17 protein-coding genes are annotated in these 17,712 nt (G+C 70.7%); 9 read left to right on the forward strand and 8 right to left on the reverse strand.

The features are described from left to right. Positions 1-465: 465 nt before the first annotated feature. The gene (locus E3O49_RS02435; protein ID WP_134450937.1) at positions 466-954 is read left to right on the forward strand and encodes a hypothetical protein; all 489 of its coding nucleotides are present in this window, start codon (positions 466-468) and stop codon (positions 952-954) included. Positions 955-1,088: 134 nt separating this feature from the next. After that, positions 1,089-1,595 (forward strand): hypothetical protein, encoded by a 507-nt coding sequence (locus E3O49_RS02440; protein WP_134366252.1) that lies wholly within the window; start codon positions 1,089-1,091, stop codon positions 1,593-1,595. 37 nt (positions 1,596-1,632) lie between these two features. Here E3O49_RS02440 and E3O49_RS02445 read toward each other — a convergent pair whose 3' ends face one another. Further along, complete coding sequence (locus tag E3O49_RS02445; protein WP_134450939.1) at positions 1,633-2,289, reverse strand: response regulator transcription factor; 657 nt, start codon at positions 2,287-2,289, stop codon at positions 1,633-1,635. Beyond that, the gene (locus E3O49_RS02450; RefSeq protein WP_241978675.1) at positions 2,286-3,815 is read right to left on the reverse strand and encodes a sensor histidine kinase; all 1,530 of its coding nucleotides are present in this window, start codon (positions 3,813-3,815) and stop codon (positions 2,286-2,288) included. The genes E3O49_RS02445 and E3O49_RS02450 overlap by 4 nt, the downstream gene beginning before the upstream one ends. A gap of 58 nt (positions 3,816-3,873) precedes the next feature. Between E3O49_RS02450 and E3O49_RS02455 the strand changes: the two genes are divergently transcribed. After that, positions 3,874-4,731 carry a TIGR00645 family protein gene (locus E3O49_RS02455; protein ID WP_241976082.1) on the forward strand — a complete coding sequence of 286 codons (858 nt, stop codon included), beginning with the start codon at positions 3,874-3,876 and terminating at the stop codon, positions 4,729-4,731. Position 4,732: 1 nt separating this feature from the next. Here the strand turns inward: E3O49_RS02455 and E3O49_RS02460 are convergent, their stop codons facing one another. From E3O49_RS02460 to E3O49_RS02470, 3 genes are read right to left on the reverse strand one after another with little or no spacing between them, the layout of a single operon-like run. Then, complete coding sequence (locus tag E3O49_RS02460; protein ID WP_134366256.1) at positions 4,733-5,761, reverse strand: electron transfer flavoprotein subunit alpha/FixB family protein; 1,029 nt, start codon at positions 5,759-5,761, stop codon at positions 4,733-4,735. A gap of 29 nt (positions 5,762-5,790) precedes the next feature. Continuing rightward, positions 5,791-6,594, reverse strand: a complete 804-nt coding sequence (locus E3O49_RS02465) for an electron transfer flavoprotein subunit beta/FixA family protein (protein ID WP_134403067.1) — start codon at positions 6,592-6,594, stop codon at positions 5,791-5,793. Continuing rightward, positions 6,591-8,033 (reverse strand): FAD-binding oxidoreductase, encoded by a 1,443-nt coding sequence (locus tag E3O49_RS02470; RefSeq protein WP_134405441.1) that lies wholly within the window; start codon positions 8,031-8,033, stop codon positions 6,591-6,593. The genes E3O49_RS02465 and E3O49_RS02470 overlap by 4 nt, the downstream gene beginning before the upstream one ends. 94 nt (positions 8,034-8,127) lie before the next feature. Here E3O49_RS02470 and E3O49_RS02475 point away from each other — a divergent pair, with 94 nt between their 5' ends. Genes E3O49_RS02475 through E3O49_RS02495 form a run of 5 tightly spaced genes read left to right on the forward strand, consistent with a single transcriptional unit; the run spans position 8,128 to position 13,790 of the window. Then, entirely contained in the window at positions 8,128-9,696 is a 1,569-nt protein-coding gene (locus E3O49_RS02475; protein WP_134366259.1) for a CoA-acylating methylmalonate-semialdehyde dehydrogenase, read from the forward strand. 2 nt (positions 9,697-9,698) lie between these two features. Next, positions 9,699-10,877 carry an acyl-CoA dehydrogenase family protein gene (locus E3O49_RS02480; protein WP_134366260.1) on the forward strand — a complete coding sequence of 393 codons (1,179 nt, stop codon included), beginning with the start codon at positions 9,699-9,701 and terminating at the stop codon, positions 10,875-10,877. Then, positions 10,874-12,046 carry an enoyl-CoA hydratase/isomerase family protein gene (locus tag E3O49_RS02485; protein ID WP_198416903.1) on the forward strand — a complete coding sequence of 391 codons (1,173 nt, stop codon included), beginning with the start codon at positions 10,874-10,876 and terminating at the stop codon, positions 12,044-12,046. The genes E3O49_RS02480 and E3O49_RS02485 overlap by 4 nt, the downstream gene beginning before the upstream one ends. Further along, entirely contained in the window at positions 12,043-12,993 is a 951-nt protein-coding gene (gene mmsB / locus E3O49_RS02490) for a 3-hydroxyisobutyrate dehydrogenase (protein WP_134366261.1), read from the forward strand. The genes E3O49_RS02485 and mmsB overlap by 4 nt, the downstream gene beginning before the upstream one ends. After that, a complete protein-coding gene (locus E3O49_RS02495) occupies positions 12,990-13,790 on the forward strand; it encodes an enoyl-CoA hydratase (protein WP_134366262.1) in 801 nt (266 codons plus the stop codon). Before mmsB ends, E3O49_RS02495 begins: the two co-directional genes overlap by 4 nt. 199 nt (positions 13,791-13,989) lie before the next feature. Here the strand turns inward: E3O49_RS02495 and E3O49_RS02500 are convergent, their stop codons facing one another. Beyond that, complete coding sequence (locus E3O49_RS02500) at positions 13,990-14,514, reverse strand: MarR family winged helix-turn-helix transcriptional regulator (RefSeq protein ID WP_241976081.1); 525 nt, start codon at positions 14,512-14,514, stop codon at positions 13,990-13,992. 22 nt (positions 14,515-14,536) lie between these two features. Then, positions 14,537-15,136, reverse strand: coding sequence for a TetR/AcrR family transcriptional regulator (locus E3O49_RS02505; protein WP_134366263.1), 600 nt, complete (start codon positions 15,134-15,136; stop codon positions 14,537-14,539). Positions 15,137-15,215: 79 nt separating this feature from the next. Between E3O49_RS02505 and E3O49_RS02510 the strand changes: the two genes are divergently transcribed. Beyond that, positions 15,216-16,391 (forward strand): acyl-CoA dehydrogenase family protein, encoded by a 1,176-nt coding sequence (locus E3O49_RS02510; protein ID WP_134434558.1) that lies wholly within the window; start codon positions 15,216-15,218, stop codon positions 16,389-16,391. 132 nt (positions 16,392-16,523) lie between these two features. Here E3O49_RS02510 and E3O49_RS02515 read toward each other — a convergent pair whose 3' ends face one another. Next, positions 16,524-17,696, reverse strand: a complete 1,173-nt coding sequence (locus E3O49_RS02515; protein ID WP_134405436.1) for an AI-2E family transporter — start codon at positions 17,694-17,696, stop codon at positions 16,524-16,526. Between the last annotated feature and the right edge of the window lie 16 nt (positions 17,697-17,712).

Below are 17,712 nucleotides of genomic sequence, written 5' to 3' on the forward strand. Positions count from 1 at the left end.
TGCAAATCGTGATGCCGCTCGGGGACATCCGCGCAATGACTGGCCGGACTGGGCCCTGGGCGACCAGATTGCAGGAGTTATGCAGAGGGTGCGCGTTGCTCTGTGTGGCTAACTCAGGAGAAACGGATGCCGCGAGCCGCCTCCGCCAGGCACGCAGCGGGTGCAGCGGGTGGTCCCGCCGGATCTTCCTGAGTTACCCCCCCCGGGGTAGGGCGCGGCCCCCAGCCGGAGCCCCGGGCCGGAGGAGCCCCGAGCATAACTTCTGCAGATTCCGCGAAACGGCCCGAAATCAGGGTGCGGTGCGGCCGACTGGGTTCTGCAGGAGTCATGTGCGACGCCCACCCCGACCACCGGGGAGTCGGGTCTAAGAGCATTCTCACCCGGGTCCGGGGCCCGGCCTCGTAGGATCAAGACACAGCCGATGGCACAGCCTCAGCACAACCGTCGCACAGCCGTGGAGGCACGATGACAACGCATGCCCGGACACCGCGGCGCTCACGGTTCCTGCTCTTCGGCGGCGTCGGACTGGCCGTTCTCGTCGCCGCCGCTGCCTCGGCGTCGATGGTCAGCGCCCTGGTCCTGCCCGACCTGCCGGGTACCCCGCTCGGGGTTCCGCCCGTCACGGTCGAGGTGAGCACGGTCGAGGTGAGCACGGTCGAGGTGAGCACGGTCGAGGTCGGCGCGGTCCCGGGCAATGCTGACCTGGGCACCGACCCCGCCGCGCCACCGGTTGCCGCCCCCGGAACGACGCCGGGCCCGAGCGACGTCCCCGAGTCGACCGACCTCGGCGCCGGCGCCGGCGCCGGCAGCGCCAGCGCCAGCGCCAGCGACACCGGCAGCGGCACTGACACCGACTCCGACACGGATGCCGCGGAGCCTGAACTCGTGCCTGCCCCCGCCCCGGTGGTCGTGTCCGAGGACGGCGACGATGACGGTTCCTCCCCCGAGGACTGACGACCCCCGAATCTAAGAGAGCTCTCACAGCCCTCTCGTGCCCGCCTCATCCCGGCACCCCACAGTGAAGGGGTGGAGACGCACCCCGCCACGCACCGAACGTCGGTTTACCGACGCAAACGAAAGGTCAGCGCATGCCGCAGATGACGAAGAAGAAGTCCATCATTCTGGCAACCCTCGGACTCGCCGGGCTCATGTCCATCGGCATCGTTGCCGCCCAGGCCGACCCGGGAGCCGGCAGCGACCCCGTACCGACCTCGAGCGTCTCGGACGACACCTCGGTCGTCGAGACCATTGATCTCCTCGACGACAACTCCATCGGCGAACTCGGCGCTGACGCGAGCGACGCCGTAATCGGCGACTCGGGCGACGATACGAACGAGGAAACGACCGAGGTCGGAGAGACCGAGAACGAGTCCGCGACGGATGACGACGGCGACGCCGCGGTCGGCACCGACGACGAGTCCGAAAACGAGTCCGATGACAGCGACACCACCGAAGACACGACCGACGACGCGACCGACGAAGCCGGTCACAGCGACGACTCCGACGACTCCGCACACGACAGTGCAGACGACAGTGCAGACCACGGTTCAGACGAGGGCGACGACTCGGGCCACAGCAGCGACACCGACGACTAGCCAGGCACCCCGGTTGGGCTATCGGCCCGCGCTTCTCTCAGCGCAGCCGGTAGCCCATTCCTCTGACCGTTTCGATCCTCCCGGCGCCGAACTTGGCCCGGAGGTACCCGACGTACACGTCCACGATGTTCGACCCGGGGTCGAAGTCGTAGCCCCACACCCGGCTGAGCACCTGGTCGTGATTGCGCAGGAATTCCTCGGCCAGAGCGAACTCCCTCGCCGACAGGTCGACCTGCCGATCGCCGACGGCCGCGCGTCGCGTGCGCAGATCGAGCCGGAGTCCCGTGACCTCCAGTGCCGCCTCGACCACCGGCACGGCACCGGTCGCCCGCACGGCATCCGTCATGCGCAGCCGCACCCGGGCGAGCAACTCGTCGAACCGGAACGGCTTGGCCATGTAGTCGTTCGCTCCACCACCCAGGCTCGCGAGTACGTCCTCCCCCGAGTCCCGGGCCGTGAGCACGATCACCGGCAGGGTGCACTCCTCGGCCCGCAGGCGCCGCAGCACCTCGTAGCCGTCGATTCCTGGCAGCCCGATATCCAGCAGCAGCAGGTCGAAGTCGCCGGTCAGGGCGAAATCGAGGGCGTCGGTGCCGCACCTGACCGTCACGGTGGCCAGGCCGGCCGCGGCGAGGCCCTTCTCGATGAAGGATGAGATCCGGAGTTCGTCTTCGGCGATCAGGATGCGGCTCACGGGCTGGTCTCCGTCGGTGCGTGGCCGGCTTCGGCCGGCGGGATGGGCAGGTCGATCGTGAAAGTGGCTCCGTGCCCGGGCCGGGAGGCCACGGTGGCGGTCCCGCCGTGGGCCTCGGCGATGGCCAGCACGATGGCGAGACCCAGTCCCGAGCCGGCCTCACCGCGCCCGGCGCTGCCGCGGCGGAAGCGCTCGAAGATCTGCTCCTGCGCCTCGGCCTCGATCCCCGGCCCGCCGCCCCGCACCCACAGACGGAGGCGGGACTCGCCCCCGGTGCCCCGGCCGACGGCGCTGCCGATCTCGATGGTGCCGTCGACGGCGCCGTGGCTGACGGCGTTGGCCGCCAGCTGCAGGAGCGCCTGGGTGAGCTTGCCGGCGTCGACCGACGCGACGACGTGCGCCGCCTCAGGGGTCGCCCAGCGATGGCCGGAGAGCGCGGAGGCCTTGGTGCGCACCTGCTCGGTGAGGGCGGCGATGTCGACGGGCGCGCGGGTCAGGCCGGCCGGCCGCTGCACCTCAGCCAGGACCGAGATGTCCCGCACCAGGACGTTCATCCGGTCGAGCTCGTCGATGGCCAGCACCCGGGTGCCGATCACGTCGGCCGTGTCTGCCGGGTCCATCAGCTCCAGGTGGCCGCGCACGATCGTGATCGGGGTCTTGAGTTCGTGGCCCACGTCCTCGAGCAAACGGCGCTGCGCGACCAGGGCCCCCTCCAGGCGGTCGAGCATGCCGTTGACGGTGCGGGTCAGGTCGGACACGTCGTCGTGGCCGTTCACGGGGATCCGTTCGCTCACGTCGGAGGCCGTGATCCTCGCCGCGGCCTCGCGCAGGGAACGGATCGGCCGGAGCAGCCTCCCCGACACCAGCCAGCCGACGAGGCCCAGCACGACGAAGGCGGCAAGACCCACGCGGACGTAAGTGCCCAGGGCATCCGTCACCGGCTCGAGTTCTGCATCGACGTCGAAGGCGGCCACGAAGATCCCCCGGGCGGCGTCCCCCGCCACGGTCACGGGGGCGGCCACGTAGCGCACGGTCTGGCCCGGCAGAACCAGCGTGCCACGAACGACCTGTCCGGACGAGGTCTCGGCCGTCACCCGGTCGACGAAGGCCCGGTCGTCCTCCAGCCGGAAGTCGACGTCTCCGCCCGGGGCGAGCGCCGCGGCGCCGTCGATGATCGCGAGGGTGGTTTCGTTCGTGCCGGGGCGCACCTGCTGCACGACGGCCGCCAGCACCGCGTCCAGGGAGGTGGAGCCGGACTCGGTGGCGATGAACCGGGCCTCGCCGACTTCGGCGGTCAGCGCGCTGTCGACGGAGTCGAGGGTGCGTTCGCGCTGCACGAGCGACGCGGCCGCACCCGAGGCGAACAGGCCGGCCGCCGCGACGAGCAGGATCGCAGCGAGGATGCGCACCCGCACGGACAGCATCGGCCGCCGCGGCCCGGGGCGGCGGCCGGCGCGGTGCGGTCGCCGGCCGGGGGCGCCGGGGGCACCCTCGGTCGTTCCGGCCCGCGCTGGCTTCCCGCTCACCCGACCAACGCTACTGGATACAGGGATCTCCCATCCGGCCTCCCCCTACGATGGTTCGGTGACTGAAACCTCCAGCCAGCTCCCTTTCCGCCAGCAATCCCAGTGGGTGAAGAGCGTCGGCCTGATGATCTTCTTCAGCCGCTGGCTCCAGGCCCCGCTCTACATCGGCCTGATCGTTGCCCAGATCATCTACGTGATCGTCTTCATGGTCGAACTCATCCACCTCGGTGAGGGCGTCATCCACGCATTCACACACCCGGGACCGGACGGCATCGTGATCGAAGAGGCAACGATCATGCTCGGCGTGCTGGGCCTGATCGACGTGGTCATGATCGCCAACCTCCTGATCATGGTCATCATCGGCGGCTACGAGACGTTCGTCTCGCGCATCGCCATCGACGGCCACCCCGACCAGCCCGAGTGGCTTTCCCACGTCAACGCGAACGTGCTCAAGGTCAAGCTCGCGATGGCCATCGTGGGCATCTCGTCCATCCACCTGCTGAAGACCTTCATTGAGGTCGGCGACCTCGCCGCCCGCGGTTCGACGTCCACCGACGGCCAGGAGAGCATCACCGGCGACGTCTACACCTGGGACGGCGTGCTCTGGCAGGTCGTCATCCACATGGTCTTCATCGTCTCGGCCATCGCCCTGGCCTGGATCGACCGGATGTCCCAGGGCACCCCGCACGGCCCTGCCCCGGTACCGGCCGGCGCAGCGCTCACCCCCGCCCCGCTGGTACCCGGTCCCGCGCCGCTCGCGCTCGACGCCGCCCCGCGGTCGGTGACGGATGCCCGCGTCCTCGCCTCCGGCGCGGCCGCCGGCCACCTCCTCCAGCTGGGGCAGCTCCGGGACGCCGGGGTCGTCACCGACGCCGAGTTCGAAACCAAGAAAATGGAGCTGCTCGCCAGATTCTAGGTCACCCTGCGGCGGCCCGGTGGGCCACGACGGCCTCGATCAGCTGCGGCACGACGGTGAAGACGTCCCCGACGACCCCGAAATCCGCTACCGCGAAGATCGGCGCGTCCGCGTCCTTGTTGACGGCGATGATCGTGCCCGCCCCCTGCATGCCGGCACGGTGCTGGATGGCCCCGGAGATGCCCAGGGCGATGTAGAGCTCCGGGGTCACGGTCGCGCCGGTCTGGCCGACCTGCAGGCCGGGCTCGCAGAGCCCGGCCTCCACGGCGGCCCGCGATGCCCCGACGGCGCCGCCGAAGAGGTCAGCCAGGTCGCCGGCCAGGCCGAAGCCCTCGTCCGAGCCCAGGCCGCGCCCGCCGGAGACCACGACACTCGCCTCGGTCAGGCCGGGCCGGATGCCGGAGGCCGGACGCGGATGCACGGCGACGATTTCCGCTCCGCGCCCGCGTTCCAGTTCGGCGTCGATCTCAAGCCGGATCGGGGCTGTCACTGTGCCACCCGGAACATCACGGTCGGGAACGCTGCCGGGAATGCCGTCGGCGACAATGCTGTGGGGACGGACCGTCACGACCGCCAGCCCCTTGGCCACGGCCTCCACGGTGTACGCGCCGCCGAGCACCGGCACGGTGGCCACGATCACACCGTCCCGCAGCCGGGCGTCGACCGCGTCGCTGATCAGACCGGCGGTCAGCCGCACGCACAGCCGTGCCGCGACCTCCCGCCCGTCGATGGTCCCGGCGATCAGCACCCCGGAGACCTCGGCGCCGGCGGCCCGGGCCAGGCGCACCGCCGCCTCGAGCGCCGCGACGGCGGGAGTGGTCAGCCGGGTGCCGGCGTACGTGCTCTCGGCGAGGTAGACATCCGTGACACCCCACCCTGCCAGCTGGCCGGCCAGCGCCGGGCCGGCTCCCGGCCCGGTCAGCAGCACGACGGCCGGTTCACCGAGCCGGGCCGCGGCGGCGAGCAGTTCGCGGGTCACCGTGTCCAGCGTGCCCGTGTTGTGCTCGGCGAGCACCAGAATTCGTCCCATCGGCGTGTCTTCCGTCCGTGTCAGATCAGTCAGATCAGGTTGGCCGCGGCCAGGAAGGCGGCGATGCGGCTGCCGCCGGTGCCGTCATCGCTGATGACGGTGCCGCCCGCGCGGGCCGGCCGGGCGGTCACCGTGCAGACGAGCGACCAGGAGTTCGCACCGCCGGCCTCGGCCTCGACCAGGCCGTGGTCGGCGAGGTCGGCGAGGGTGAGGGTCGTCAGCGGCTTGGACCTGGCGCTCATGATGCCCTTGAAATTGGGGAAGCGCGGCTGGGCGCTGCCCTCCGTCACCGAGATCACCGCGGGCAGAGCCGCGCACAGTTCCGTCGTGCCCTCCGGCGTGATGCGGAGGCCGGTGACGATTCCCGCGTCGACGGCCACCGAGCCGAGGAAGGTCAGCTGCGGCAGGCCCAACCGTTCGGCGAGCATGGCGGGCACCGCGGCGGTGCGCCCGTCGGTCGATTCATTGCCGGCGACGACCAGGTCGAACGTGGCGGCGCCAGGGGCGGCTGTGGCCCGCACGGCCGCGGCCAGCACGGCGGCGGTCTGCAGCGCATCCGAGCCGGCCAGGGCCTCGTCGCAGACGTGCACGGCCCGGTCGGCACCCATCGCGAGGGCTTTCCGCAGCGCCACGACGGCTTCCGGCGGTCCCATCGTGAGCACGGTCACCTCACCCCCGGCGGTTTCCCGCAGTCGCAGGGCAACCTCGAGGGCGCGCTCATCGATCTCATCCAGGGCCGGGGTGCCCCTCTCGCGGTCGATCCGGCCGTCCTCCCGCAGCGTCCGCTCCCCGTAGGTGTCCGGGACCTGCTTGACCAGCACGACGATATTCATGACGTTCTCCGCTCTTCCGGGCCGAAACTGAACATCGACCCGGGGTTGAAGGTGCCGCCGGGGTCGAGGGCGGCCTTGATCGCCCGGTGCACCTCGAGGCCCACCTCGCCGAGGGCATCCGCCAGGTACTCGGTCTTCATCCGGCCGATGCCGTGTTCGCCGGTGACCGGGCCGCCGAGGTCGAGGGCGGCCTGGAGGATGAGCCGGTACGCCTGCCCGGCCCGCTCGCTCGCGCTCTCGGCGTCGGGCCGGTAGACGATCATCGGGTGCACGGTGCCGTCCTGGGCATGGCCGTGCACGCCCACGAAGACGCCGGTCTCCGCGGCGATGTCCGCGGCGGAGAGGATCAGCGCCGCCAGCCGGTCCCGGGGCACGGTCACCTCGTGCAGGATCCAGGTGCCCAGGGGTTCCAGCGCCGCCTCGAGCCCGCGCCAGTAGCCCATGATCATCTCACCCTCCGCGGGGTCGTCGGTCTGGAACGAGAGGATGGCGCCGTTGGCGCGGGCCGCGTCTTCGAAGGCGGCGAGTTCGGCCCTGGTGCCGCTGTCGCTCTGGGCGAAGAGCACGGCGGCCGGGGTACCGCCCTCGTCCAGGAGCCGGCTGCCCAGGTGCGTCTCGACGGCGGCGAAGCAGGACTGGTCCATGATTTCCAGCAGGGCCAGGGATTGGCCGGTGGCGATGAAGTCGGTGACTGCCCGGCCGGCCTCCTCGACGCTCGCGAACGCCGCCACGGCGGTGGTCAGCGCGGGGCGGCGGCGGGTCAGCCGCAGGGTGGCCTGCGTGATGAAGCCCAGGGTCCCCTCGGAGCCCACGAAGAGCCGGTTGAGGTCGTAGCCGGTGACGCCCTTGAGGGTGTGGCGGCCGGTGGCGAGCACCCGCCCGGAGGCGAGCACGACCTCGAGGGCGAGCACGGCATCCGCCGTCACCCCGTATTTGGAGCCGTGTGGACCGCCGGACCCGTTGGCGAGATTGCCGCCGATGGTGCACCAGTCGCTGGAGGTGGGGTCGGGCGCGTAGAACATGCCCGCCGCCTCGGCCGCCCGGATCAGGTCGAGGGTGATCACGCCGGGCTGCACCACGGCGTACCCGGCCGCGGCGTCGATGGTCAGGATCGCGGTCATCCGCGAGGTCAGGATGGTGACGGCGCCGTCCTGCGCGTTCGCGGCACCGGTCATCCCGGAACCGGCGCCGCGCGGCACGACGGGCACCCCGTGGCGGGTGCAGGCGGCGATCACCGCGGCCACCTCGCTGGTGCAGGCCGGCCGCACCACGGCCAGGGGACGCCCGGCTCCCACCAGCGGCTGCATGTCCCGGCGGTACTGCTCGGTCACGTCCGGGTCGGTCAGCACATGGGCGGCTCCGACGGCCTGCACCAGGAGGGCGAGGAGCTCTCGCCGCCCCGTGTCCTGCGCCGTGTTCCGGATCGAATCGGTGGTCATCGCCCCAACATACTAGGAAGCCCTAGTAAATGCTAGGACTTCCTAGTACCTTGGTGACGGCAGCACGATCCGTCGCAGGGAGAGCAGGTTTTTCATGGTTCGCGAATTGACGCATTTCATCGGTGGCCGGCATGTTCGCGGCACCTCGGGGCTCTTCTCCGACGTGTTCGACCCGAACACCGGGCAGGTGCAGGCGCGGGTTCCGCTCGCGAACCGGGCCGAGACCGAGGCCGCGATCGCCGTCGCGGAGGAGGCGCAGCTCGAGTGGGGTTCCTGGACTCCGCAGCGCCGGGCCCGGGTGCTGCTGCGCTTCCTCGAACTGATCGACAAGGAGATGGACTCGCTGGCGCGAGTGCTCTCCTCCGAACACGGCAAGACGGTGGCGGATGCCCTCGGCGACATCCAGCGCGGACTGGAGGTGATCGAGTTCGCGGCCGGCGGCCCGCACCTGCTCAAGGGCGAGTACAGCGTCGGCGCCGGAACCGGCATCGACGTGTACTCGATGCGCCAGCCCCTCGGCGTGGTCGCCGGCATCACCCCGTTCAACTTCCCGGCGATGATCCCGCTCTGGAAGGCGGGACCCGCCCTGGCCAGCGGCAACGCGTTCATCCTGAAGCCGTCGGAGCGCGACCCCTCCGTGCCGCTCCGGCTCGCCGAGCTGTTCCTGGCGGCGGGGCTGCCGGCGGGCGTCTTCAATGTCGTCAACGGCGGCAAGGAGAGCGTCGACACGCTCCTGGAAGACCCCCGAGTCAAGGCCCTGGGCTTCGTCGGCTCGACCCCGATCGCCCAGCACATCTACACCCAGGCCGCGGCCAACGGCAAGCGCGCCCAGTGCTTCGGCGGCGCCAAGAACCACATGATCATCATGCCGGACGCCGATCTGGACCTGGTCGCAGACGCCCTGATCGGGGCGGGCTACGGCGCGGCCGGCGAACGCTGCATGGCCATCTCCGTGGCCGTGCCGGTCGGCCGGGACACCGCCGACGCCCTGGTGGCGAAGCTCACGGAGCGGATCGGGGCGCTGAAGGTCGGGCATAGCCTCGACGCTACGAGCGACTACGGCCCCCTCGTCAACGGCCCGGCGCTCGACCGGGTCGAGGAGTACGTGCGGATCGGGGTCGAGGAGGGCGCCGAACTGCTCGTGGACGGCCGCGGCTTCCGCCCGGACGGCTTCCCGAACGGCTTCTTCATGGGCCCGACCCTCTTCGACCGGGTGACCCCGAAGATGCGCATCTACCGGGAGGAGATCTTCGGGCCGGTGCTGATCGTGACCCGGGCGGACACGTACGAGGAGGCCCTGCGGCTGCCGAGCGAGCACGAGTACGGCAACGGCGTGTCCATCTACACCGCCGACGGCGACGTCGCCCGGAATTTCACCACCCGGGTGAACACCGGCATGGTGGGCGTGAACGTGCCCATCCCCGTGCCCATCGCGTACCACACGTTCGGCGGCTGGAAGAGGTCGGTGTTCGGCGACCTGAACCAGCACGGCCCGGATTCGTTCCGCTTCTACACGAAGACCAAGACCGTCACCTCCCGCTGGCCCGCGGGGGCCCTGCGCTCCGGCGCAGCGGGCCCCGGCACAGCAACCCCCGGGGACCCCGGGAGCCGGACCGCCGAGACGGGGGCCGGCGCCAGCTTCGTCATCCCCCAGATGGGTTGAACATGTTCGAGCTGACGGATGAACAGCATGCCATCGTGGACATGGTGCGGTCCTTCGCCGCGGAGTCGCTGGCGCCGCAGGCCGTGACCCGGGACGAGACCAAGCACTTCCCGCTCGACGTGTTCGCGGCGGCCGGCGCCCTGGGCATGGGCGGCATCTACGTGCGGGAGGATGTCGGCGGCTCCGGGCTCTCCCGCCGGGACGCCGTCCTGATCTTCGAGGAGCTCGCCCACGGCGACCCCTCGATCGCCGCCTATATGTCCATCCACAACATGGTCGCCTGGATGATCGACACCTTCGGCACCGACGACCAGCGCCGCCGGTGGGTGCCCGGCCTGGCGTCGATGGAGTCGCTGGGCAGCTACTGCCTGACCGAGCCGGACGCCGGATCCGACGCCGCCGCCCTGCGCACCCGCGCCGACCGGGACGGCGACGAGTACGTGCTGAACGGGGTGAAGCAATTCGTGTCGGGCGCGGGCGCATCCAGCGTCTACATCGTGATGGCGCGCACCGGCGACCCCGGCAGCGGCGGGATCTCGGCGATCGTGGTGCCGGCCGGCACCCCGGGGCTGTCTTTCGGCGCCAACGAGAAGAAGATGGGCTGGAACGCGCAGCCCACCCGGCAGGTCATCCTCGACAACGTGCGGGTGCCGGTGGGCAATCGGCTCGGCGCCGAGGGCGATGGCTTCGGAATCGCCATGAAGGGCCTCAACGGCGGCCGCATCAATATGGGCGCCTGCTCACTCGGCGGCGCCCAGTGGGCCCTGAACCAGGCCGTGCGCTATCTCACCGAGCGCTCGGCCTTCGGCGCGCCGCTGATCGAGCGGCAGGCCCTCCTGTTCGAGCTCGCGGACATGGACACCGAGCTGGAGACCGCCCGCACCCTTCTCTGGCGGGCCGCCGACGCCCTCGACCGGGGCGCGCCCGACCGGGTGCGGCTCTGCGCCATGGCCAAGCGCGTCGCCACGGATGCCGGTTTCTCGGTGGCGAACCGCGCCCTCCAGCTGCACGGCGGCTACGGTTATCTCGCCGACTACGGCATTGAAAAGGTTGTCCGCGACCTGCGCGTGCACCAGATCCTCGAAGGCAGCAATGAAATCATGCGTCTGATCATCGGCCGGGCCCTCACAGAACAGCCGGCCGCGCCGAAGCCCGCGCCACAGCAGGCGGGCCGGTCGTGAGCGGGCCGGTCCTGAGCGAGCCGGAGGTGAGTGAGCCGGAGATCCTGCTGCGCCGCTCCGGGCGGGTCGGGCAGATCATCCTGAACCGCCCGGCCGCGATGAACGCCCTCACGCACGCGATGATCACCCGGATCTCGGCCGTGCTCACCGGCTGGACCGACGACGACGAGGTTCAGACGGTGCTGCTGACCGGCAGCGGCGAGCGGGGTCTCTGCGCCGGGGGTGACATCGTGTCGATCTACCGCGGCGCCCAGGGCAGCGGCGCCGACGCCGCCCGGTTCTTCGCCGACGAGTACCGGATGAACGCGCAGATCCACCGCTATCCGAAGCCGTACCTGGCGGTGATGGACGGAATCGTGCTGGGCGGCGGGGTCGGCGTCTCCGGCCACGGCGGCATCCGTGTCGTCACCGAGCGCACCAGGCTCGGGATGCCGGAGACCGGCATCGGTTTCGTGCCCGACGTCGGCGGAACGTACCTGCTCTCCCGCGCGCCCGGTGAGCTCGGCACCCACCTGGCCCTGACCGCCGCCTTCGCCACCGGCGCCGATGCCATCATGCTGGGGCTGGCGGACCATTTCGTGCCGAGCGACCGGCTGCCGGAGCTGATCCGCTCGCTGTCCGGCCGGGGAGCCGCCGAGGCGGTTGCCGCGGTCGCCGACACTCCCCCGCCCGCGCCGCTGCTCGCCGAGCGGGACTGGATCGACGAGTGCTACGCCTTCGACGACGTCCGGCAGATCCTGGCCGCGCTGCAGCGCTCCCCCGTGGAAGCGGCGCAGGCGGCCGCCGCGCTCATCCGCACCAAGTCGCCGACCGCGCTCGCCGTCACCCTGGTGTCGCTGCGCCGGGCGCGCGCTCTCCCCAGCCTCGAGGCGGTGCTGGAGCAGGAATACCGGGTCTCCCTGCGCTTCCTCGAGGGCACCGAGATGCAGGAGGGCATCCGGGCCCAGGTGATCGACAAGGACCGCCGCCCCCGATGGTCGCCGGCCACGCTGGACGAGGTCAGCACGGATGCCGTCGCCGCCTGCTTCGCCCCCCTCACCGCCCACGAAGATCACCTGGCCGGGCTGCACCTGTCCGCCCGGGGCCGGCCGCACCCGCACGACACACCCCGCACCCGAACCAGCACCAGCACCCGCACCACCGACAGCACCAGGAGAAGCGCCTCATGAGCACACGCATCGCCTTCATCGGGCTCGGCCACATGGGCGGTCCCATGGCCGCCAACCTCGTCGGGGCCGGCTACACCGTCACCGGGTTCGACCTGGTGCCCGAGGCCCTCGCCCAGGCCAGGGCGAAGGGAATCCGGGTCGCCGACTCGGCCGCCGACGCGGCCCGGGGCGCCCGCATCGTGATCACCATGCTGCCCGACGGGCGGCACCTGCTCGGCGCCTACGAGGATGAGAACGAGGGTCAGGGCGACGGTGCCGGTTCGGCTGCGGGCGGCGGCCTGCTCGCCGCGTCGGACGCCGGCACGCTCTTCATCGACTGTTCCACGGTCGACGTCGCGGATGCCCGCGCGGCCCACGACCTCGTCGTCAGCGCCGGCCGACGGGGCCTCGACGCCCCGGTCTCCGGCGGAGTCGCCGGGGCCGAGGCGGGAACCCTGACCTTCATGGTGGGCGCCGAGGACGCGGACTTCGCCGCGGCGACATCCGTGCTGGAGGTGATGGGCGCCCGGATCGTTCACTGCGGCGGACCGGGCAGCGGGCAGGCGGCCAAGATCTGCAACAACCTGATCCTCGGCATCTCGATGATCGCCGTGAGCGAGGCCTTCGTGCTCGGCGAGAAGCTCGGGCTGACCCACCAGGCGCTCTTCAACGTGGCCTCCGCCGCGTCCGGCCAGTGCTGGGCCCTCACCACGAACTGCCCGGTTCCCGGGCCCGTACCGACCAGCCCCGCCAACCGCGACTACCAGCCGGGCTTCGCCGGCGCCCTGATGGCCAAGGACCTCGGCCTGGCCCTGAACGCCCTCGACGCCACCGGCGTGGCGGCCGAGCTCGGCCCGGTCGCGGCGGGCGTGTACCGCCGCTTCGCCGACGAGGGCGGCGCCGGCCTGGACTTCTCGGCGATCATCAACGACATCAGGGCGAAATCCGACCGGACGGCCGGCGCATGAGCGGCACCGACGGCATCCGCGAGACCGGGTACGAGCACATCATCCTGGAGCGCCGGGGCCGGGTGGGCCTGATCACCCTCAACCGGCCGAAGGCCCTCAACGCCCTGAACGACGCCCTGATGCACGAGGTCGTCGACGCGGCAACGGGGCTCGACCGGGACCCGGAGATCGGCGCGATCGTGCTCACCGGGTCCGAGCGCGCGTTCGCCGCCGGGGCCGACATCCGTGAAATGGCCCCGCAGACCTACCAGGACATGTACGCGGCCGACTGGTTCGCCGGCTGGAATGCGCTCACCCGCCTCCGCACCCCCCTGATCGCCGCCGTTGCCGGCCACGCGCTCGGCGGCGGCTGCGAGCTCGCGATGATGTGCGACTTCATCCTCGCCGCCGACACGGCCGTCTTCGGCCAGCCGGAAATCAGGCTCGGCGTCATCCCCGGCATCGGCGGTTCGCAACGCCTGACCCGGGCCATCGGCAAGGCCAAGGCGATGGAGATGGTGCTGACCGGGCGAACGATGGATGCCGCGGAGGCCGAGCGCTGCGGCCTCGTCGCCCGGGTCGTCCCCGCCACGCGGCTGCTCGACGAGGCCCTCGCCACGGCGGCGACGATCGCGGGCATGTCCGCCCCGGTGGCGATGCTGGCCAAGGAGGCGGTCAACGCCGCCTTCGAGACCACCCTCGCCGAGGGCGTGCACGTCGAGCGCCGGCTTTTCCACTCCACCTTCGCCCTGGCCGACCAGAAGGAGGGAATGGCGGCCTTCCTGGAGAAGCGCGCCCCCCGCTTCGAGAACCGCTGACCGCCCGCGCGCCCCTAACCTGTGTCGGCGGCGAACCAATTCGACGGAGATTCTGCCGTAAATGTGCTTTTCAGGCCGTTTCCGGCCCGTTTCGGCCAAAATCTCCGTCGAATTCGTTCAGCGTGGGGCGGCTGAACGGCGGCGCGACCGAACGGCGAAACGGCGCAGGGACAGAACGACTCAGGCGGGCCCGTCGTGCCTAGCGGGAGCCGGGGTCGGCGAAGTCGCCGGCATCGTGGCGGAACCCGCTGAGCACGCGGATCAGGCTGTGGATGTCGTCCTGGCTCAGGCCGGGGCGGGCGAACACCTCATCGTTCAGTCGGGCAGTCGCATCCCGCACGATCGTCTGTCCGGTCGCCGTGATCTCGACCAGGGTGGTGCGCCGGTCGGTCGGATGGGCGAGGCGGCGCACGTAGCCGGCCGCCTCGAGGCGGTCCACGGCATTCGTCACGCTGGTCGGATGCACCTGGAGCCGGACGCTCGCGTTCTTCATCGGCAGGGCCCCGCTGCGGGTGAAGCTGAGCAGGGTCAGCAGTTCGTAGCGGGCGAAGGTCACGCCGAACGGTTTCAGCACGGCCTCGATCCGCGCGAGCATGATCTGCTGCGCGCGCATGATCGAGGTCACCGCAGCCATGCCGTCGGCCGCTTCCGGCCAGCCGTGCTCGACCCACTGGCGGTGCGCCTCCGCGATCGGGTCCCCCGGCAGGGGTAAGGGTGTTGACACCGTTCTTCTCCTCTGCCGCCGGCTATTGCGCCCGGATGCCGTTGACGATGAGCGCGGCGAGTTCGTCGTACGCCTGCGCGTCGGACAGGCCCGTGCCCGCGGACATCCGTCGTTTCTGAATGCTCACCATCACCGAAGATACCGCCTCGGCGATGAAGGCGGCGGGAACCTCGCGGAACGCACCGCTCTTCACCCCCTCCGAGATGAGCTCGCGCACCCGGGCGGCGGCGATCTCGGTGTTGCGTTCGTAGATCTCGTTGGCCGGCGGGAACGCTGCGACGTCGTCGATGAACGCGACGGATGCCGGCCGCAGTTCGTCCCCGACCGCGCGCAGGTAGGCGGCGATCCGGTCGGTCGGGTCGTCGATCTCGGCGAGCTTGTGCTCCACCCGTTCCGCCGCCTCACGGAAGAAGTGGACGACGGCCGTGCGCACGAGTTGTTCACGGCTGCTGGCCAGGGAATAGATGGTGGACTTCGAGCAGCGCAGTCGGGATGCGGCGTCGTCGAGGGTGACGAAGGCGAACCCCTCCCGGAGGAAGAGCGCCACCAGTTGGCCGAAGAGCTCGTCCTGGCGTGCCGTCCACCGCCGTCGCGGGACCGTCGGGGGCAGGGAAGCCGACATGAAATGCCCTTTCTACTGTACGCTCGTACTCAAAATCGTACTCTCTCAACTTCGGAACGCACCAATGACGGGCGGCGGAATGACACACCTCGATTGCACGCCCTACCCCGATGCCGACCTGATCTTCGTCACGGACTTGCTGACCCCGGACGAGCAGGGCCGCCTCGCATCCGCTCGCGCGTTCTTCCAGGCCGAGGTGCGCCCCCTCGCGGTGGAGTACTGGAACCGGGCGGAGTTCCCCTTCGAGCTGCTGCCCCGCCTGGCGGCACAGAACCTCGGCGGGGTCGGCCCGGCGGCCACCGGACACCTGCTGACCGGACTGCTGCAGATGGAACTGACCCGGGCCGACACCTCCATCTCCACGTTCTACGGCGTGCACCACGAACTGTTCGCCACGGCCGTCGACACGCTCGGCTCCCCCGAACAGCGGGAACGCCTGCTGCCGGGACTCCTGTCACTGCAGAAGATCGGCGCCTTCGCCCTGACCGAGCCGGGCCACGGCTCCGACATCTCCCGGGAGATGGAGACGACCGCCACCCGCAGCGGGGACGAGTGGGTGCTGAACGGCCGGAAGCGCTGGATCGGCAACGGCGCCATGGCGGACTACGTGCTGGTCTGGGCCCGGGACACCGCCGACCGGGAGATCAAGGGCTTCATCGTGGAGAAGGAGCGTGCCGGCTTCAGCGCCACCACGATCGAGAACAAGATTGCCGTGCGGATCGTGCAGAACGCCGATATCACCCTCCGGGACGTGCGGATCCCGGCCGGGAACTGGCTGCCCGGCAGCCGGAGCTTCGAGGACACGAACGTGCTCCTGCGCAACTCGCGGGTCTGGGTAGCCTGGCAGGCGGTCGGCCAGCAGTTCGCCGCTTTCGACGTGGCCCGCGCCTACGCCCTGGAGCGTCGCCAGTTCGGCCAGCCGATCGCATCCTTCCAGCTGGTGCAGGAGCAGCTCTCCCGGATGATCGGCAACGCGACCCTGTCGCTGTCGCTGATGGTCCAGCTGGCGCGGCTGCAGGAGAGCGGGCGCCTCACGATGGACCAGGCGGCCCTCGCCAAGGCGACCTGCACCACCCGGATGCGCGAAACCGTGGCCCTGGGTCGGGGCCTGCTCGGCGGCAACGGCATCGACACCCGGTTCGAGATGGCGAAGATTTTCGCGGACGCGGAGGCGATCTACTCCTACGAGGGCAGCTACGAGATCAATTCGCTACTGGTCGGGCGGGCCGTGACCGGCGTATCCGCCTTCACCTAGACGCGCGGGACCCTAACCAATTCGACGGAGATTTTGCTCTAAAAACCCGATTCCGGACTGTTTTGGCCCGTTTCGGGCAAAATCTCCGTCGAATTCGTTCAGAGCGAGGCGCGGGTGAGGTGCGGGCTGCGCCTAGACCGCCGCCGGCAGGGCCGCACCGGTCGGCTGGGCCAGGCCGGTCGGCTCGGCCAGGCCGGTCGGCTCGGCCAGGCCGGTCGGCTCGGCCAGGCCGTCCGCGGCCGCGGGAAGCGGCGGGGTCGGCTCCAGCGGCGCGTTCCAGGCTTTGATCACGGCCCAGCCGACCGCGGCGATGGGCACGGAGATGATCGCTCCGACGATTCCGCCGAGGATCGTTCCCGCCGTGAGGGCGAGGAGGATCACCAGGCCGTGCAGCTGCAGCGATTTGCCGAGCACCACCGGCGAGAGGAAGTTGCCCTCAAGCTGGTTGACCGCGATCACGATGGCGACGACGATCACGGCGGTGGTCAGGTCGTTGGTGACCAGGGCCACCAGCGCCGCGAGGATGCCGGCGGCCGTCGCGCCCACGATCGGGATGAAGGCGCCGAGGAAGACGATGACTGCCAGCGGCAGCGCCAGCGGCACCTGCAGCACCCAGAGGCCGATCCCGATGAACAGCGCGTCCACGAACGCAACGATCGCCGTGCCGCGGACATAGCTGCCGAAGACGCCGACGCTACTCGCTCCGATGCGAACGGCCCGCTCGTGCCGTCTGCCGGAGAGCGGCTGGATCAGGAAGGTCCAGATCCGGGGGCCGTCCTTCAGGAAGTAGAACAGCACGACCAGCCCGAGCACCAGTCCGGCCACGATCTCGGCGGCCACGGATACCCCCGCGAGGGCGCCGGTGCCGAACTGGCTGCTCGTGGCGAAGGAAATGACCGACTCGCGCACGGAGTCGAACTGGGCGGGATCGATCGGCAGTGCCCCGCTGCTGAGCAGTTCCTGCAGGTGGTCCAGTCCCTCGCTCGCCGAGCTGAAGAGGCTGGCCCACTCCCCCCGGATGCCGAAGACGACGAGGGTGACGATGCCGCCGAAGACGCCCACGCCGCAGATCAGGGCGATCGTCGCGGCCACCGTGTCGTTCGCGCCCCGGGCCAGGAGCAGCCGAACGAACGGCCGCAGGGCCGACGCGATGATGAGGGCGAGCAGCATCGGGATGAAGACCAGCTTGAGCTGCGTCATGCCGAAGATGGCCACCACGGTCAGTGCGAGCACCAGCAGGGCCTGGCCCGAACGGATGGCGGACCGGCCGAGGTAGTCCGTCCAGGACGAAGTTGAGGGTTTCATCGACCTAGCTAACCAG

The sequence above is a fragment of the Cryobacterium shii genome (assembly GCF_004402595.1).
Lineage (GTDB): Bacteria > Actinomycetota > Actinomycetes > Actinomycetales > Microbacteriaceae > Cryobacterium > Cryobacterium shii.

Coding starts and splice junctions, on each gene's coding strand:
- E3O49_RS02435 (WP_134450937.1), top strand. CDS start 466: ATGACAACGCATGCCCGGACACCGCGGCGCTCACGGTTCCTGCTCTTC.
- E3O49_RS02440 (WP_134366252.1), top strand. CDS start 1,089: ATGCCGCAGATGACGAAGAAGAAGTCCATCATTCTGGCAACCCTCGGA.
- E3O49_RS02460 (WP_134366256.1), bottom strand. CDS start 5,761: ATGGGACGAATTCTGGTGCTCGCCGAGCACAACACGGGCACGCTGGAC.
- E3O49_RS02465 (WP_134403067.1), bottom strand. CDS start 6,594: ATGAATATCGTCGTGCTGGTCAAGCAGGTCCCGGACACCTACGGGGAG.
- E3O49_RS02470 (WP_134405441.1), bottom strand. CDS start 8,033: ATGACCACCGATTCGATCCGGAACACGGCGCAGGACACGGGGCGGCGA.
- E3O49_RS02475 (WP_134366259.1), top strand. CDS start 8,128: ATGGTTCGCGAATTGACGCATTTCATCGGTGGCCGGCATGTTCGCGGC.
- E3O49_RS02480 (WP_134366260.1), top strand. CDS start 9,699: ATGTTCGAGCTGACGGATGAACAGCATGCCATCGTGGACATGGTGCGG.
- mmsB (WP_134366261.1), top strand. CDS start 12,043: ATGAGCACACGCATCGCCTTCATCGGGCTCGGCCACATGGGCGGTCCC.
- E3O49_RS02495 (WP_134366262.1), top strand. CDS start 12,990: ATGAGCGGCACCGACGGCATCCGCGAGACCGGGTACGAGCACATCATC.
- E3O49_RS02505 (WP_134366263.1), bottom strand. CDS start 15,136: ATGTCGGCTTCCCTGCCCCCGACGGTCCCGCGACGGCGGTGGACGGCA.
- E3O49_RS02510 (WP_134434558.1), top strand. CDS start 15,216: ATGACACACCTCGATTGCACGCCCTACCCCGATGCCGACCTGATCTTC.
- E3O49_RS02515 (WP_134405436.1), bottom strand. CDS start 17,696: ATGAAACCCTCAACTTCGTCCTGGACGGACTACCTCGGCCGGTCCGCC.